Source organism: Streptomyces sp. NBC_01454 (assembly GCF_036227565.1).
Taxonomy (GTDB): Bacteria; Actinomycetota; Actinomycetes; order Streptomycetales; family Streptomycetaceae; genus Streptomyces.
Window position 1 is genome coordinate 1 of record NZ_CP109461.1, and the last position, 17221, is coordinate 17221.

General features: G+C 66.4%; 11 protein-coding genes. All 11 read left to right on the plus strand.

What is annotated here, in order from left to right; translation table 11 throughout:
- Positions 1-138 precede the first annotated feature (138 nt).
- The gene (locus OIU81_RS36675) at positions 139-855 is read left to right on the plus strand and encodes a TnsA-like heteromeric transposase endonuclease subunit (RefSeq protein WP_443073916.1); all 717 of its coding nucleotides are present in this window, start codon (positions 139-141) and stop codon (positions 853-855) included.
- Positions 852-2936 (plus strand): Mu transposase C-terminal domain-containing protein, encoded by a 2085-nt coding sequence (locus tag OIU81_RS36680; RefSeq protein ID WP_329142839.1) that lies wholly within the window; start codon positions 852-854, stop codon positions 2934-2936. Before OIU81_RS36675 ends, OIU81_RS36680 begins: the two co-directional genes overlap by 4 nt.
- Positions 2933-3952 (plus strand): ATP-binding protein, encoded by a 1020-nt coding sequence (locus tag OIU81_RS36685; protein ID WP_329142837.1) that lies wholly within the window; start codon positions 2933-2935, stop codon positions 3950-3952. The genes OIU81_RS36680 and OIU81_RS36685 overlap by 4 nt, the downstream gene beginning before the upstream one ends.
- Positions 3953-6379: 2427 nt before the next feature.
- A complete protein-coding gene (locus OIU81_RS36690) occupies positions 6380-8221 on the plus strand; it encodes a DNA primase family protein (RefSeq protein ID WP_329142835.1) in 1842 nt (613 codons plus the stop codon).
- Between the two features lie 93 nt (positions 8222-8314).
- A complete protein-coding gene (locus tag OIU81_RS36695) occupies positions 8315-8464 on the plus strand; it encodes a hypothetical protein (protein ID WP_329142833.1) in 150 nt (49 codons plus the stop codon).
- A gap of 66 nt (positions 8465-8530) precedes the next feature.
- Positions 8531-11704 (plus strand): hypothetical protein, encoded by a 3174-nt coding sequence (locus OIU81_RS36700; protein ID WP_329142832.1) that lies wholly within the window; start codon positions 8531-8533, stop codon positions 11702-11704.
- Between the two features lie 142 nt (positions 11705-11846).
- The gene (locus tag OIU81_RS36705; RefSeq protein ID WP_329142830.1) at positions 11847-12314 is read left to right on the plus strand and encodes a hypothetical protein; all 468 of its coding nucleotides are present in this window, start codon (positions 11847-11849) and stop codon (positions 12312-12314) included.
- Positions 12314-12640, plus strand: a complete 327-nt coding sequence (locus OIU81_RS36710; RefSeq protein WP_329142827.1) for a VRR-NUC domain-containing protein — start codon at positions 12314-12316, stop codon at positions 12638-12640. The genes OIU81_RS36705 and OIU81_RS36710 overlap by 1 nt, the downstream gene beginning before the upstream one ends.
- Positions 12641-13227: 587 nt before the next feature.
- The gene (locus OIU81_RS36715) at positions 13228-13515 is read left to right on the plus strand and encodes a hypothetical protein (RefSeq protein WP_329142825.1); all 288 of its coding nucleotides are present in this window, start codon (positions 13228-13230) and stop codon (positions 13513-13515) included.
- Positions 13516-13536: 21 nt separating this feature from the next.
- A complete protein-coding gene (locus OIU81_RS36720) occupies positions 13537-15405 on the plus strand; it encodes a DEAD/DEAH box helicase (protein ID WP_329142823.1) in 1869 nt (622 codons plus the stop codon).
- 554 nt (positions 15406-15959) lie between these two features.
- Positions 15960-16448: a hypothetical protein gene (locus tag OIU81_RS36725; RefSeq protein WP_329142822.1), complete on the plus strand. Its 489-nt coding sequence runs from the start codon at positions 15960-15962 to the stop codon at positions 16446-16448.
- Positions 16449-17221 lie beyond the last annotated feature (773 nt).

Consider the following 17221-nt stretch of genomic DNA (forward strand, 5'->3'; position numbering starts at 1 on the left):
TGACCTGTGACAGTGAAGATGGGCCGTTTGTCACTGAAGTTGGGCCAACGCTAGTTTGTGACAGCGAAGTTGGACCGATGGGGAAGTCGTCAGGCGGGGGATGCGGTGGGGTTACCTGTCCGTGCAGTCGATCAGGCTGTGCTCGCGGGCTTTGAGCTGGACTTTTCTGTCGACGGGGTGCGTAGGCGTCGGCTGCTGCAGACGAGTTGGGATGTTCGGTTCGAGGGGGTGGAGCCCGTCCGTGAGTTCACCTGGCACAAGTACGGTCGGGGCTTCGCGGGCTGGTACTACTCGGTGACCGTACGGGATCACGTCGGCTACGAGTCGTGGCTGGAGCGGGACCGGCTGGTCCTGATGGACCGGGATCCGCAGGTCACGGCTATCGCCTCGCAGCCGTTCTGGCTGCACTGGCACGACGGTGTCCGCAAGCGCCGGCATGCTCCCGACTACTTCGTCCGGCTCGCCGACGGGCGGGCCCGCGTGGTCGACGTCCGTGCCGAGGACGATATGGACGAGGACACCCGGGAGTCCTTTACCGCGACCGAGCGCGCTTGCGAGGCGGTGGGCTGGGAGTTCGCCTGGGTTGGGCGGCCCGATCCGGTGTTCATGGCGAACATCCGCTGGCTGGCCCGTTACCGACGAGTGCGCTGCGGTCGGCCCGCAGTGGTGGCCGACCGGTTGTTGGACGTCTTCCGCGAGCCGAAGGGGTTGTGGGAGGGCGCCGGTCTGGTCGGGGACCGGTTGCGGGTTCTGCCGGTGCTGTTCCACCTGCTGTGGTCCGGTGCCTTGGGAACGGACCTGGTGGGCGGCTTGATGCAGACCGACAGCCTGGTCTGGACGGAGGGAAGCGGATGAGCGGGTTGAGGCGGCCGCCGGCTTTGGCGGTCGGTCACAGGGTCCGGTTCGAGGGCCAGGTCAGGGGGGTTCTCGAGGTCACCGCTCAGGCGGCGGTGGTGGAGGACGCGGAGACTCCGCACCGGGTGGTCGCCTTGATCGACCTGTTCGACGCGGTGGATTTCGAGGTCCTGTTCCAGCCTGAGCGGATGCCGCTGCCCGCAGTCGGGCTGTTGGAGGCATTCCCGCCCGAGGCGGTGAAGCAGGCGCTGTGGTGGGAGGGGCACATCCTGGAGGTCCTGCATGGGCTTGCGCCGGGCGTGGAGCCCGGCTCGGAACCGCGGCCGGGTTACGGACCGGGCTCGTCGGTGACGTCGCGGCAGCGGGTGAAGGCGGCCGAGCTGGCTGTCGCCGGCCACGATGTCGCGGCCAAGACGATTGGCAACCGGCGTCGCCGCTACCAGGAACAGGGCTTGGTCGGGCTGGCTGACCACCGCCCGGTCCGCAAGCGCGCGGAGTTCGGCTCGGTGCCCGAGGCCGTCGTCGAGGCGATGCGGAAGGCGATCAAGGAGGGTGTCGACACCTCGACCCGCAACGGGGCTTACCTGATCTGGCGGACCGGGGAGATCCTGCGGGAATCGGGCAGTGAGCCGGTCGAACCGCCGGCCCGGCGGACCCTCTACCGGCTGCTGGCGAAGCTGACGAAGGGCACCCACGCGACCGGATCGGCGGTCACGCGCCGCTCGAAGGCCCACGGGGCGGCGGCCCCGTTCGGCGAGCTGACGGTGTCGGCTCCCGGAGAGGTCATGCAGATCGACTCCACCCCGCTGGATGTGATGGTCCGCCTCGACAACGGGGTCGTCGGCAAGGTCGAGCTCACCGGGATGATCGACGTCGCGTCCCGGACGCTGTCGGCGGCGGTGCTGCGGCCGACGACGAAGTCGGTGGACGCGAGCGTGCTGCTGGCCCGCACCGTCACTCCCGAGCTGATGCGGCCGGGCTGGGTCGAGGCGCTGAGGATGTCCCGGTCGGTGCTGCCGCACCGCAGGCTGCTGACGTTGGACGAGCGTCTGGAGCACGCGGCGGCCAAGCCGGTCATCGTCCCGGAGATGATCGTCTGCGACCACGGCAAGGCGTTCATCTCCCGGAACTTCCGGGCCTCCTGCCGGTTCCTTGAGATCGACTTCCAGCCGACCCACAAGGGGGCGCCTTTTCAGAAGGGGCACATCGAGAAGATGCTGGGCTCGGTGGCCACGATGTTCGCCCAGTTCCTGCCGGGTCATACCGGCCGCAGCACCGACCAGCGCGGCCGGCACCCCGAGCAGGAGAACCTGTGGTCGCTGCCCGAACTGCAGGACCTGCTGGACGAGTGGATCATCGCGCACTGGCAAAACCGCCCCCACGAGGGCCTGCGCGACCCCGACCACCCGGGGCGGCTGTTCACCCCGAACCAGAAGTACGCCGCCCTGGTCGAGGCATGCGGTTACGTCCCGGTCGCGCTCAGTGGGCAGGACTACGTCGAGCTGCTGCCCGCAGCCTGGCGGGCCGTCAACTCCTACGGCATCCGGATCAACAACCGCACCTACGACAGCCCCGAGTTGGGGCCGATGCGCATGCGCGACTCCGGCGTCACCGCCAAGCGGGGGCTCTGGGAGGTCCACCGCGATCCCTACGACGCCTCCAGGGTCTGGGTCCGCGACCACCGCGGCGACGGCGGCTGGGTCCAGGCGACCTGGAAGTACTTGAACCGAGCCCCGGTCCCCTTCGGAGACCTGGCCTGGGACCACATCAGCCACCAACTGCCCAGGGCCACCGAGGAGGAGCTCGCCCAGGCCGTCGCCGGCCTGCTGACTCGCGCCCACGCTGGCCCCGACCGGCCGGCTGCGAAGAAGAAGGACAGGAAGGCCAGGTCGGCCAAGGTGGTCAAGGCCGAGCGGCGGGTCGCAGCCCGGACGAAGGCCGCCCCGCCCACCGTCCCCGCCCCGCCACCGGAACCGCCGCGGCAACCTGAGGTCGAAGCATCCGCCGAAGACGATGATCTCGCCGAGGTGATCCCGCTCGGACTGTTCAACCCGCTCGAAGACCCCTGGGGGCGCTCGTGACCACGCTGCCTGCCGACGATCCTGATGAGGACTTCGGACGGCAGCTGACCACTCTGCCCGGCTGGCGTGAGTTCGTCGGCGCGTCCCTGAGCGAGCCCATGGTCACGCTGACGAAGGCCGAGTACGGCGCACTGGAGGCGGAGGGCCAGAATGCCTACGACGACGATCGGCTTGACCACCATGCCCGCCTCCAGGTGGTCGCCACCTCCACGGTCCGCTCCACCGTCACCTGCGGGCGCCGTCTGATCATCCTCAACCGCGGGGCGATCAGCGCTCGCCGCGGCCTGATCGTCTCCGGGCCCGCCAACACCGGCAAGACGATCGCTCTCACCCAACTCGGCCTGGCCCACGAGCTGCAGGACCGGCGCCGGCACCCCGGACAGGACGACCGCATCCCGGTCATCTACATCACCGTCCCGCCTGCCGCGACACCCCGCATGATCGCCGCCGAGTTCGCCCGCTTCCTGGGCCTGCCGGTCCTGCGGAGTTCGAACATCACCGACCTCACCGAGGCCGTCGTCGGCGTCTGCACCAAGGCCCGGACCGGGCTGATTCTGGTGGACGAGATCCACAACATTTCGCTGATGACGCGTCACGGAGCCGAAGCCTCGGACACGTTGAAGTACTTCTCCGAGCGCATCCCAGCGACCTTTGCCTACGCGGGCATCGACGTTGAGTCCGGCAGCCTGCTTTCCGGCACCCGAGGAGACCAGATCGCCGCCCGCTTCACCCCGATGGCCACCCACCCCTTCCCCTACAACACCGAGTGGAAGGCGCTGGTCGCTCAGATGGAGGCGAACCTCGTGCTGCACGAGCACAAACGCGGCACCCTGACCCGCCTGGACCGCTTCATCCACACCCGCACCGGCGGCATGATCGGCACCCTCTCCCACCAGATCCGCGGAGCCGCCGTCGACGCCATCCTCGGCCGCACCGAGAAGATCAACAAGGCGGGCCTGCTGGCCGTCGACCTGGACATCGCGTCCCGCCGTCAGCGCCCGGACGCAGGCCGGTGATCCCGCCGGCCGGGGAAAGCCCCGTCGTCCGGCTGCCGTTCCAGGTCCGTCCGCAGAGCGGCGAAGGAGCCCGATTGTTCATCACCCGGCTCGCCCATGCGAACTGTCTTCCGCCCGCCTACCTGCGGAAATACCTCGCCGAGCCGCCCTTGCACCACGGTAGTCCGAGCTGGGACCGCATCGCCGCGGCCGCTGGGCGCGATCCGGTCGAACTGCGGCAGGTCTTGGAGACCATCGAGTGCGAGGAGTGCGGCGCCCCGATGCGGCCGATGGCGAGCTTCGGTGTCAAGCCGCGAACCTGCTCGAAGGCATGTCGGCAGAAGAGATACCGCCGACGCATCCCAGCGGCGGACTGGAAGAAGGTCCCCTGCCGCGTCTGCGGGCAGGCGATGAGGCTCCGGCTTGGACAACGCCGCCACATGTGCTCCTCGCACTGCCGCCGGGTCGCTTTCCAGTTCCGCCAGCGCGGTGAACCACTGCCGCGGCCGCCGAACTCCAAGGCCGACGCCGTGCCCTTCGGCGAGGACGAACTCACCGGCCTCTGCCCGGTCTGCGAAGGACCGATGAACATCGCCACCAGGCGAAAGGCGTGCTCAAGACGCTGCAGTGCCAGGATCGCCCACTGGACCCGCAGCCCGCTCCCGCCGACCGCAACCTGCCGCCACTGCCAGGAACCACTCCTTCCCAGAGCCGACGGCCGGCCCCGCGAGTGGTGCTCGATCGACTGCAGAACCCAGGAACTGCGCGGACAGCGGACCCCGGTCGCAGCCGCGATCCCGTCCCAAGGAACGGAAGCCGAGCTCGATCCGGCTGGACCGGAGACCTCTGGCCCCTTCGGCACGAGGACCTGTCGGGGCTGCGAGCGGCGCTACCGGCCTCTCAGGACTAACCCCTGGTGCTCTCGCCACTGCCTGGAGCGGGAGGTGCTGACACGCGCTGAACTGCAGGAATGCGGGGGCTGCGGGGCCTCGATGGCCCACCGCAAGCCGATCACTGGCCGCATCTGGTGCTCGATCGCATGTCGTCAGAGAACCACCCGCTGGAACGCGGAATTTCGGGCCCGAGCGCAGTTGGTGATCAGCGGCGACGAACGCCAGCCAGATCCGGAGCAGCACCGCCCGCCGACCTGCCGGGGCTGCCACCGCAGCTACCAGCCCCTCAGACCCAACCCCTGGTGCTCGGACCAGTGCTTTGACCAGGAAGTCCTCGCTCGATCCGACCAGCAGGAATGCGCAGCCTGCGGAACCTCCATGGCCCACCGCAAGCCAGTTCCCACTCGCAAGTGGTGCTCGGGCACCTGTCGGCAAAAGGCGGTCCGCTGGCGAGCGGAGCTCCGCGACCGCACAACGCGGGTCACCATCGGCCCAACTTCACTGGCACAAACCATGCAGTGACCCATCTTCGATGACACAAATAGCCGTCGGTCCAACTTCGGCGGCAAACGGCCCATCTTCACTGTCACAGGTCACCCGCCTCGACTTGGTCGCCAGGGGGGCGCATCGAGCTGCCAGGTGTACCACGAGACGTGGTACACCCCTGAAAACCGCGTCTGACCTGGGCAAACACCTGTACCGCGAGGCTCTTTCCCGTATCGGGTGTACCACGTGGGAGTGCCGACGTGGTACGACGTTTTTCCTGGTCAACGAGCGGTTCCCGTCGATGGACCACGAGTACCACGTTTTTTTGACCGTTTACATAGGGACGGTAATGGGGGGCGATCCAGGCAGCTCCAGTCCCAGCGCGCCAGTCTGCTCTCTTATCCCCCCTGCGCGTGTATCTAGTCTCTATTTCCTGGTACAAGTGGTACGGGGGGTATGTAAACCCTGCCTGACCTGGGGAAACACCTGTACCACGTAGAAAATGGCACGTGGTACAGCCTGCTCCTGAAGTCCCGAAATTCCTACTCTGACCTGGGAAAAAGGGTGTACCACGTCACGTGGTACGCGCTCGGATGTCCCTAGAGGGTATGCGGGCATGCGCCTCTCGGGATCCTCCTGAAGAGCGTCCAGTCGAGGCCCTGGTGGCAGCTGGCTCGGCCGGTCAGAAGAACTCCTCCGAACCTCGACCGCAGGTCGGGCGGCTCACGCCGCCCGCGGGTGCGTGGTCGAGCGTGAGAAGTCAGTGACTCCGTCGTGCACGCGCCCCGCGGAGCCACTGACTTCTCACGTCCCACCCAGGCTCGCGACGCGTGTGGCATGGCCATGGCGGCCCCGCGCGCTCTCTGCAGCCCCTGTCGGCAGACCTTTCAATCATCCATTGGCCACCATTCGGGGCTTCAGCCGACTCTCTTATTGACTAGTGTCTCAATCGTTGCAAAAGGGCACTGGGGTGACGTAGGATCAAGATCACGTTCCATTCGATTGCGAGTCCAATCGGCTTCCCACTCATCGCCGGCAGGAACTCGATCACGATCGAGAAAGCAGCAACATGACGCCTCCTGACGCCCTCATGTCCGTACCTGTCGCCGGTTCCAACGCAGGACCGCGCACCAACCCCGTCGCCGACGTCCTGGCCAGCGTCATGGGGTACTTCTCGAACCGCGACGACATGGCTCCGCAGAACGAGATCGTCACCTACGTCACCGCTGCCTACCTCGACCAGGTCGACCCGACCGATCCTCCGACGCCGCGCGTGCTGGAGAAGGAGCTGCTGGCGATCGTGGGCGGCGTCATCAAGGCCGAGAACTCCAAGGCGGCCGTAGCCGCCGAGAAGTACCCCCTGCCGAGATATCTGACGTACTGGCAGGTCGCGCAGATCCTCCTGCGTCTGCACCACGTCATCCGCATCGCGCCCAACGCCAAGGACACCGACCGCGAGTACGACCTGCTGGCGATGTACCAGGCCACGGGTCGCGCGCGCGGGACGTACACCACCAGCGAGGACAACATCCGCACCACGGCGCGCATGTACAACACCCAGCTGACCCTCAAGGAGTTCGCCGAGGTCCTGGCCGTGTTGCGCGAGGACAGCCCGCGCCGGCACCAGAGCACGAACCGCGACTTTATCGGCGCGCGCAACGGCATCGTCTTCTACGGCGCCGAGCCGCTGGACGTCACGATCTTCGCCAAGGACTTCCACTTCGAGCCCAAGCAGGTCCACCCCTTCGACCCCGCCATCGTGCTGCTGACCAAGAACGACGTCGACTACGTGGACGACGCCCCGCAGCAGGTCATCACGCACCCCGAGGACGGAGATTGGGAAGTCGTCGCCTGGATCGAAGAGCTCTTCGACCAGCCCGGTGACGAGGGCCTCGCCGACCTGATCTGGGAGATTATCGGCGCGATCATCCGGCCGCACGTGCGCTGGGGCAAGACCGCCTGGTTCTACTCCGAGCAGGGCAACAACGGTAAGGGCACGCTCTGCGCGCTCATGCGCAACCTCGTCGGAAGCGGCGCGCACACCTCGATTCCGCTCTCGGACTTCGGCAAGGACTTCGCGCTCGAACCGCTGGTGCGCGCCAACGCGATCATCGTCGACGAGAACGATGTCGGGAGCTTCATCGACAAGGCGGCCAACCTGAAGGCGACCGTGACCAACGACGTCATCCAGATCAACCGCAAGTACCGGATGCCGATCGCCTACCAGTTCTTCGGCTTCATGGTCCAGTGCCTGAACGAGTTCCCGCGCGTGAAGGACAAGTCCGAGTCGTTCTACCGCCGGCAGCTCTTCGTGCCCTTCACCAAGAGCTTCACCGGAGCCGAGAAGAAGTACATCAAGGACGACTACCTCCAGCGCCGCGAGGTCCTGGAGTACGTCTTCTGGTACGCGATCAACCGCGCCGGCGCGTCATCTCCAGGTGACTACTACCAGCTCTCAGAGCCGGTGGCCACCAAGGAAGTCCTGGCCGAGTACAAGGAGGCCAACGACCCCGTGCGCGCCTTCTGGGAAGAATTCCGCGGGCGGCTGGTCTGGGACCTGGCACCGTTCACGTTCCTCTACGACCTGTACAAGGCCTGGTTCGCCGACGTCTCGCCGTCGGGCTCCCCGGTGAGCAACAAGCAGTTCATCACCGACCTCGTGGCGATCGTCCGGCCGGATGCCCTGTGGCACTGCCCGGACAAGAACCGCAAGATCCGGCCCGGCCAGATGATGAGCAACCCCGAGGTGCTCATCGCCGAGTACGAGCTGAAGAAGTGGATGCACCCGGGCTACACCGGCAGCGACCCGAAGAAGAAATCCCAGCCGACGCTGCAGGCCAACTACCGCGGACTGCTCCGGCAGACGGGCGCATCCGCCCCGACCGACGACGCCACTGACGAACAGGACTGATGCACCCGTGGCGCCAAAACTGCTGGCGCACTCGGCGAACTCACCCAGGCCGTACTCGAACTCGCCCGCGGCCAGGGCCGCCTGATCACGGCGATGTCCGACGTCGCGCGCGAGCAGCGGATCACCAACCTCATCGTCCGCCCGCAGATCACGGCAGACCCCGTGGAGAAGGCCCGGCTCATGAGTGAGGCATCCCGGCGCATGGATGCCCAGCGTCGGCGCTCTCCTCACGACTCCCTCTGAGGCCACGCGCGCCTCCTGCCCAGACACCGGCCGTGATGGTCGGACCGACGAAAGGAGATCCCCATCATGACCACACAGCGAACACCCGTCATGGCCTCGAAGGCGCGCTTCACCTTCTACGACATCGAGTCGTTGTCGGACGTTTTCACTCTGTGCGCCTACACCCCGCGGCCCGACAGAGCCGTCGACGACCTGGAGATCTTCTTCCTCGCCGACGACCAGCAGCTCTCCGACGCCGTGGACCCGCAGGCACTCTATGAAGCCGTGGTGTGCTCCAACCCGGGCCTGCCCGCGGTGAGCGTCCATCTGTGGAACCTGCGCGGCGAGCGGGGCAACCTCCGCCTCGCCGAGCTGATGGGCCTCTCGAACGCCGACCAGGTCAACGACCGCAGCGAGGTCTCGTCCTATCCGGCGAGCCTGCGCCCGGTCTGCGACACGGATCCCGAGTACGACCCGCTGAAGCACCCGTTCCTGGCCGGGTACAACTCGCTGAACTACGACATGACCATGCTCGCGCTGTACCTGATGGAGACCTTCCCGGCTCCGCACTCCGATCGTCTTGTCCAGCCGACCACCGCGCGCGAGATGCGCGAGCACAACGACAAGCTGTTCAACGAGCACATCGAGTACATGCCCGGATACCTCGGCTGGGACGGCCCGGCCGCCAAGATCCGCCGCGCCATGATGCACTCGGGCCGGCACCTGGACGTCGCCCGTCTCAACGAGCTGCAGACCAAGGTGAGCCTCAAGCGCCTGCTCGGGATGCTCGGCCGCCAGATCAAGGAATCCGAAAAGCTCAGCCACGACACCTCGATCGCCGCGATCGAGGATCTCTACGAGCTGCTGGCCTACAACGTCTCCGACTGCCTGGGCCTGGCCCAGCTCTTCCAGCACCCGGCCTACGCCAGCAACTTCGACCTCAAGGCCGGCCTGCTGACGCAGTACTCCGAGACCGTCTACGCCAAGAACGGCTCGGTGCGCCGGGACCGCCTGACCATCGACTCGTCCTCGGCGAAGTTCGTCAGCCGCATCCTCGCGCCGTACATCTCGCTGAACGACATCGAGGCGGTGTCGTTCCTCTATCCGGCCAAGGAGGTGGCCGAGGAGCAGGGCATCTCCCAGGTCAACGTGCTCGACGAGTGCGTGCGCTTCTTCGAGGACAACGTGGCCCCCGACCCTTCCAAGGACCCAGCCGCGACGCCGGCGCAGGCGAAGGCGCACCGCCAGTTCATGCAGGTCGTCAACTACTACCGCTCGATCGAGGGACAGAACTTCAACGACTCCGAGGAGTACCGCGACCTGTTCGACCTCCCGGCCAGGTCCTTGCGCGAGCTGCCGAAGACACCGAACAACGTGCCCTACTTCCACCGTGACGCCTCCCCGTCGTCGTGCTTCGCCACGTTCAGCACAGGCGGCATCCACGGCGCGGAAGCGGACATGACAGTCTTCGACGCCGACTCCTTCGAGCACCGAGAACAGACAGCCATGATCGGCCTCGCCAAGCTCTTCTACCCGGACGCGAAGGACTTCGTCGCCGAGGCCAAGCGCCAGCACAACCTGCTCGCGCTGCCCGACGGCACGGCCGTCGACAAGCGGCTCGTGCTGCTGGGCTCGGACCCGAAAAAGGTGAAGTACCGCAAGCCGAAGAAGGACGACCAGGACCAGGCCGAGCAGCTCGCGCGTGCGCAGGCCCAAGTGCCGGATCCGGCCCAGCTGCTGGACACTCAGCGCCCGGACACCGAGGCGATGCACGTGCGCCTGGCCGACGGGACCGTGCTCGACGGCAAGGTCGTCCTGGCGGTCACCTCGGCGGGCAAGGCCGTCTATCGCGATGAGCCGGCGAAGAAGGCCCCCGCGCTGTTCACTGCGAAGGCCGACAAGTCCACCAAGCTGCACCCGAAGTTCGCACGGACCTCGGCAGGCCTCGTCATCCACGAGGACTTCACGAGCTACTACCCGAACCTGCTGCGCAACATGAGGGCGTTCTACAACCCCGAGCTGGGCGAGGACCGCTACACGACGATCTTCTTCGAGAAGGAGCGCCTGGGCTTCGAGATGAAGAAGCCGAGGATCTCCGCCGAGGAAAAGGCCCGGCTCACGACCTTGCGCGACGGCACGAAGCTGATCCTCAACTCGGCCTCTGGAGCTGCTGACGCCGCGCACCGAACCCCGATCAGGATGAACAACCGCACCATCTCGATGCGAATCATCGGCCAGCTGTTCAGCTGGCGGATCGGGCAGGCCCAGACGCTGGCCGGCGCGCGGATCATCTCGACGAACACCGACGGCCTCTACTCCGTCGTCGGCGGCGACAACGGCTTCGATGAGACCACCAACAACCGGGTGCTTGCCGAGCAGCAGGCCGCCATCGGCATCGACATCGAACCGGAACTGATGTTCCTCATCAGCAAGGACTCGAACAACCGGCTCGAGCTGGAGTCGCCCAGTGAGGACCGGAGCGTCGCCGACAGCCCGATCATCACCGCCTCCGGCGGGACACTGGCCTGCCACGCGGGCCCTACCCCGACGAAGTCGCTGGCTCACCCGGCCGTGATCGACTTCGCCCTGGCCCGCTACCTGCAGACCGTCGCCAGCAGGGGAGAGGAGGCTCTCGCCGAGCCGTTCGATCCCGTACTGGGCCGGAAGATGATCGAGGAGGCGATCGACCCGGCCGATCCCGTGCGGACGCTGCTGCTGTTCCAGAACGTCCCCGCCGCCTCGCGTGGATCAATCACCTACCCGTTCGCCGCCGACCCGGTCAGCGCCGGGCCGGACCGTGACGACAACGAGGACGCCGATGCGCAGCTGGTGAACCCGCGGGCCCTGCAGATGGTCAACCGGGTCTTCATCGTCCACGACGGCACCGATGGTGCCGTGAGCCTGCACAACGCAGGAGCATGGAAGGTGAACCCGGCCAGCCAGAGCAAGCGGCGCGAGTCCGGCAGCGCCGGGGTGCGACGTGACCCGATCGCGCTGGAGATCCTGCGCCACCACGGGTGGGCGAAGAACCGCAGCGAGGCCAGTACCTCCGACGGCCTCACGCTGCTGCCCGATGACCAGGACGTTGTGATCCGCCGGATCAACGGCATCGATCCGCACTGGTCGGTGGTCGTCGTCAACGACGACCTTCGTACGCTGCCGGCTTCCCGGGTCGAGCAGCTCATCGGGGCGCTCGACCTCGACATCTATACCCAGATGCTCAATGAGACGTTCACCAAGAACTGGAAGAACGCCGCCTGATCAGCTCCCCGCACCACCATCGGACCGCAGGGTGCCGGGCCTTGAGATGAAGGCGAGTCTGGCTCGCCCTGGCAAGAGAATCGAGAGACGTCATGTTCCAGACCACACTTCCCGTCCGCACCGCTGAGGGGGGCGACAAGTTGTGAGTGCCGCGACCGAACCAGTCCAGCCCGGTCAGCGCTGGCGGCGCAAAAGCGACAGGGTCCTGACCCGGATCATCTCCGTGGATCCGCCGGAGCAGTTCCGGCGCTCGGTTCTCGGCGCGTTCCTGAAGAAGTACGAGCTCGCGTTCGAGGCTGTACCGGTCGACGCCGCGGCGCAGGCCGAAGACGCCCAGCTCCAGCAGAAGCTGAACACGACCCGTGACGGCGTCCTGGTCGCTCCCGGCCAGATCTGGGAGGACCTCGACTCCCGGCAGAAGAAGCGCCGCGTCGTCGTCGTGTCTGTGCAGAGCGGCAGGGCCCGAGTCCGGGCGCACTACGGCACGAGGCTCTCGACCCTCAGCGTCTCCCGGATGCACAAGCATTCCACCGGCTTCCGGCTCGTCGCGCCCGGTGAGCTGAGGTACGGCGCGCCGGCGGCTCCCTCGGATGAAGAGACGCAGCGCTGATGGCTCGCACGCCCGAAGGCGTCGTCGAGGACTACCTCCTGACCCAGTGCCGGGCGAACGGCTTCTTGTGCCTGAAGTTCGTCTCGCCGGCACGCAGGGGAGTGCCCGACCGGATCGTCGTGGCCCTCCGCGGCACCGTGTTCGTCGAGGTCAAACGCCCCGGCGGCCAGCTGCAAAAACTGCAACAGCTCACGCACGCCAAGCTGCGCCGCCACGGGGCCGAGGTTCACGTCGTCGACGACAAGCCGAGCGTCGACGTCTTCATCGCGCACCTCCTCAAGACCTCATCCGACCAACAGAGAGCACCACGACCTACAAATACATAGCCGCGGCCCAGCAACCCCAGTATGAGACCAAAGACTCCGGCCAGCACTACGAGTGGCTCACTGGCGAGACCGACGAGGATCACGCTGCCGCCGTCGTGTTCAATCTCCTAGCTGCCGAGACGACCGCGTACCGGATCGAGCAGGGGGGCAAGAACAGCGAGCTGGGGTTTGATGAGGAACCGCAGCACGAAGGCCAACGGGTTCAAAGGCCCCGTTGTCGTTCCACCGGCTCACCCGGGCGACCTCCCCACAAGCCAAGAGCCTCATCCTCGCGGCCATGGACATCGGCTGCGTTGGACGGATTTCCTCCAAAGGCCACTGCATCATGCACAACAACACCGGGGGCACAGCCTCGGTGCCGTCCAACCTGACCTCGCAGAACCGCACGGCGCAGAACACCAGGGCCGACATGCGCCGGCTCATGGCCGAGCACCATGCTGAAGTTCCGTCGTCGGACTCCGCTGAGGAACCCAGACCGGCCCAAGAGATCACGGTGGCCAGGCGTTCATCCAGCACAGCACAGCACAGCCTTCACCGCCTGGCTCGACGCCCAAGAAGGCAGCCCTCCCGCAGATACGCCGCTGAAGGTGACCTTCGACGAGTCCGGTCAGCCGCTATTCGAGGTCATACGCGCGGCTGAAGCCGAGACCGAGGCCGAATCCACGCCCCAGGCGGCACCGGTTGACGCAGCCGAGCAGTCTGACGAAAAGGTGGCAGTGCTGCAACGCGTGCGAGAAACCCTCGGCCCCGACCCGCGCGTCACGCAGCTCGAAGCGAGGGTCGCCGAGCTGGAGACCGAGGTCGCGCAGCAAAAACAGAGAGCCGACGAGGCCAATGCCCGACTCACGCTCATTCACGAGGCATTCCATGCCTGACCACTCACTCGAAGAGAAGGGATGTCCAGCGACATGACCACGGCTACTGCTTCGCTCCCCATCTTGCTGATGCCGCATCAGCAACAGATCCACGACTTTCTCGTTGACCACCCTTTCGCAGGTGCATGGGTCCCCGTAGGCGGCATGAAGACGCTCAGCACTCTCGCGGTACTGCAGACAGTGCGCCCGATGGGCCACATCCTCGTCATCGCGCCCGTGGCGATCGCCCGCTCCACCTGGATCGATGAGATCGAGAAGTGGGGCTTTCCGATCCGGACGAAGTCGCTCATCGTCGACGAGAACGACAGGAAGCTCTCCAAGGTCAAGCGCTTGCAGCGTTTCCAGGAGGTGTTCACCGATCCGCCGACGATGTACTTCATCAACCAGGAGCTGCTGACCCAGCCGTCCCAAGAGACGAAGCTGATCACGCCGGTGCCGGGCGCAGTGCCTGCCCCGACCGTCTCACCGGAGGCGACGGCGATCCTGGGTCTGCTCCAGACACGGGGGCCGCTGGACCGGGATGAGCTGATCGACGAGTACCGTGCTCTGGTCGCCGGCAACCCCAACAACCGGGTCCCCGCCAAGGACAAGATCCGCGCCTGGATTCAGGAGTTGCTCAAGTCGGCCCTGGTGACGTGGGAAGCCTATGACTGCCGAACCTGTTCCGGCGCCGGCTGCGCTCAGTGCCGCTTCGGTCTGGTCGACCAGATGCCGGTCCAGAACATCAACGGCCAGAACACCATCCTCTGGCCCTTCCAGACAGTCATCGTCGACGAGTCGCAAGGCTTCAAGTCGCACTCCAGTAACCGGTTCAAGGCCCTCGCGCAAGTCCGGCCGGCGATCACCCGGCTCATCGAGCTGACGGGAACACCAAGCCCTGACGGCCTGCACGACCTGTGGAGCCAGATTTACCTGCTCGACCAGGGCCAAGCGCTCGGCCGGGACATCACCCAGTTCCGCAACCGGTGGTTCGTCCCGAAGATGGTTCCCGGTACGACGACGCCGGCGAAGTGGATCCCCACCGCCAACGCCGAGCAGGAAATCTACGACGCGATTGGGCACCTGGTAATGAGCGCGCAGAACACCACGCTCGTCTTGCCATCGCTCACCATTCAGGACGTCAACGTCACGCTCCCGCCGGATCTGATCCAGGCCTACAAGGAGTTCAAGCGCGACCTGGTCCTGGACATCGTGCGGACCTATACCGACGACGACGGAAAGGTGACACAGAGCGTCGAGTCGATTATCGCCCAGAATCAGGCGGTGCTCACGAGCAAGCTCATGCAATTCGCCTCGGGCACGCTCTACACCGCGGATCCTGACGACCCGGCCACGAAGGGCCAGTACGAGGTCATCCACGACAAGAAGCTCGAGATGGCCGAGTACCTCGTACGCAACAACGGTGGCGAGCCCGTGCTCATCGCCTATCACTTCAAGTCGGACAAGGAGCAACTGCTCGCGCGTTTCAAGAAGGCAGCTATCGACGTGCAAGCCTTCGACGGCTCGCGCGCCATGGTCGGCCGCTGGAACGCCGGGCAGATCCCTGTGATGCTGCTGCACCCGGCTTCGGCCGGCCACGGCCTGAACCTGCAGCACGGCGGCTCGACGATGATCTGGTACACCCTGCCGTTCTCGCTCGAACACTACATGCAGACGAACGGCCGGCTGCACCGCCCCGGTCAGCAGCGGCCGGTGATCATCCACCGGCTCATCGCCAAGGGCACGCAGGATGAGCGGATACCCTCGGTGCTCGCCGGCAAGCAGCAGGTCCAGGACGACCTCATCCAGGCCGTCTCCGGGGACTTCAGCGCCGAGCAGGCGCTTCTCGCCGCCCTGGAGGCGGAGATCCGCGAGGACCTCAACGGCCTCTGGGCTTCCGAGCGGGTCTGACCCACATCCATCCGACGACGGCCCGGCTGTGATCCCACAGCCGTCGCGTCACCTTCCGATGGGTGACAGCCTGCCCCCTCGGCTTCGCGCCCTACGGGCGCCGGCCTCGGGGGTCTGGGTCGGCATAGCCGACCCGGGTGCGGGATCGAGACCGGAACAGGCCGGGGGTGCACAAACACCCGGCCTGTTCCCCGTTGATACGTCGGCGTCTCGTCATGGGTATCCCTGGGTTCCGGTGGTGTCCCGAGGAGACGTTTTGCTGCCACCGGCCGGACGCGAAAAGAACGCTGATCGCCGAAGCCCCGAGCAAGACACCGATGAGACCCGTCAATGCGCCAGCCGGGACACGCATCGGCCTCCAACCAGACCCCTGACGGCCTCTCACGACGGCGCCCTGACGACGGGTCTGGCCATGGATACGAAGGAACAGAGCGCCTCCATCCTCTGCGTCAAGGGCAGCGCCTTCCTCTACGTCATGAGGGGGAGGCCAATCGGGACGGGACGGCCCTGTCCCGGTTCCCCGAGCAGGATCCGATCTTCAAGGACGAGAAGTGATGAAACGCAAGACCGCAGAGATCGTCGACGCCACGATCGAGCTGTTCGCCGAACTCGACAAGACGGTGGGCCTGATTTCACGCGTGCTCGCGAAGTTCCCGGCCAGGACCGTGCCCCAGAGGCTCAAGCCGTTCCTCGGCTCACCAAGCGTTGCGTTCGCGCGGCCGCCCATGAACGGCGAGAGCGAAATCTTGCTTGAGCTCGGCATGATGTGCAAGATCCAGGCCAGGATCCCCGTTGAGTGGCTGATGATGCACCAATCGGAACTGACGTCCGCCGTGCGCGAGATCTACTGGGGCGACAGAGAGCACAGTCTCCGCCACGAGCTCACTCGACTTGAGAAGGCGATCGCAGACCACAACCGACAGGGTGCACATCACCGTGACAAGGCGAGCGAGGCACGTCGAGAGCACGGCCGTATCGCCGCCGGCATCCGCCGGCGCTCGGCCCGCAAGAGCCGCGCCGCCGAGGGGGGCTCCGATAGCTGACTCGATGGACCCCCGCAAGATGTCCCAGCGGGAGCTGGAGGAGTACCTCGACGCCCTGGTCCACGCAGAAGAGGACTCTCCCGAGTTCCGGCGTGCCTTCAGGGGGCGGCCCCGTTGTTTTACTTGATGAAATGCCCCTGCTGTGGAAGCCCGACCATTTTTCACGAGCTGGAGCGGCACTCCGCCCCGAGCCTCCTGATCGACCCCGAGACGGGCTTGCCGCCCGGCATCCGCCCCGACGGTCACCGTGTGCCCCCGTCGCTAGAGGCCACGGCCAGAGCCCGCAGGCACCCCCTGTGCCGGCCGTGTATCGATGACGTAGAGACCGCTTGCGCGGTGAGTTTCTCTGTACGCCTGAAAGGCGAGCAGACCGCGATGGCCATCAGCTCCGAGCTGCCCCTCATCGACGACGAGGGGAATGTGATGGCCGCCCCGCTGCCCGTCCCCGGACTGCGGGGCGGTCGTCGATCTGATCAACGGCAGGCTCGGCCGTCATTCCGTGCGCGGCCGGGAGTGCCGAGTGTCGGACGTACAGGTACTGATCGGTGAGGGTTGGACTGAAGCGTGAGCTGTACAGGGCCACGCGGCCGGCATCGTAGCCGCCCGCACCCACCCCCAGACACCCGGCCGGACCGCGTGACAGACGCAACCGCGTGCGGCCCGGCCTGACCGTCAACGGCCACACCGCCACCGAGGCCTACCGCCGCACCCAAGCCTGACTCCCAGATGCACCGGCCCGCCGCACTTCGCGGCGGGCCCAACCCCGAGGAGCA

Coding starts and splice junctions, on each gene's coding strand:
- OIU81_RS36680 (WP_329142839.1), top strand. CDS start 852: ATGAGCGGGTTGAGGCGGCCGCCGGCTTTGGCGGTCGGTCACAGGGTC.
- OIU81_RS36690 (WP_329142835.1), top strand. CDS start 6,380: ATGACGCCTCCTGACGCCCTCATGTCCGTACCTGTCGCCGGTTCCAAC.
- OIU81_RS36695 (WP_329142833.1), top strand. CDS start 8,315: ATGTCCGACGTCGCGCGCGAGCAGCGGATCACCAACCTCATCGTCCGC.
- OIU81_RS36700 (WP_329142832.1), top strand. CDS start 8,531: ATGACCACACAGCGAACACCCGTCATGGCCTCGAAGGCGCGCTTCACC.
- OIU81_RS36710 (WP_329142827.1), top strand. CDS start 12,314: ATGGCTCGCACGCCCGAAGGCGTCGTCGAGGACTACCTCCTGACCCAG.
- OIU81_RS36720 (WP_329142823.1), top strand. CDS start 13,537: ATGTCCAGCGACATGACCACGGCTACTGCTTCGCTCCCCATCTTGCTG.
- OIU81_RS36725 (WP_329142822.1), top strand. CDS start 15,960: ATGAAACGCAAGACCGCAGAGATCGTCGACGCCACGATCGAGCTGTTC.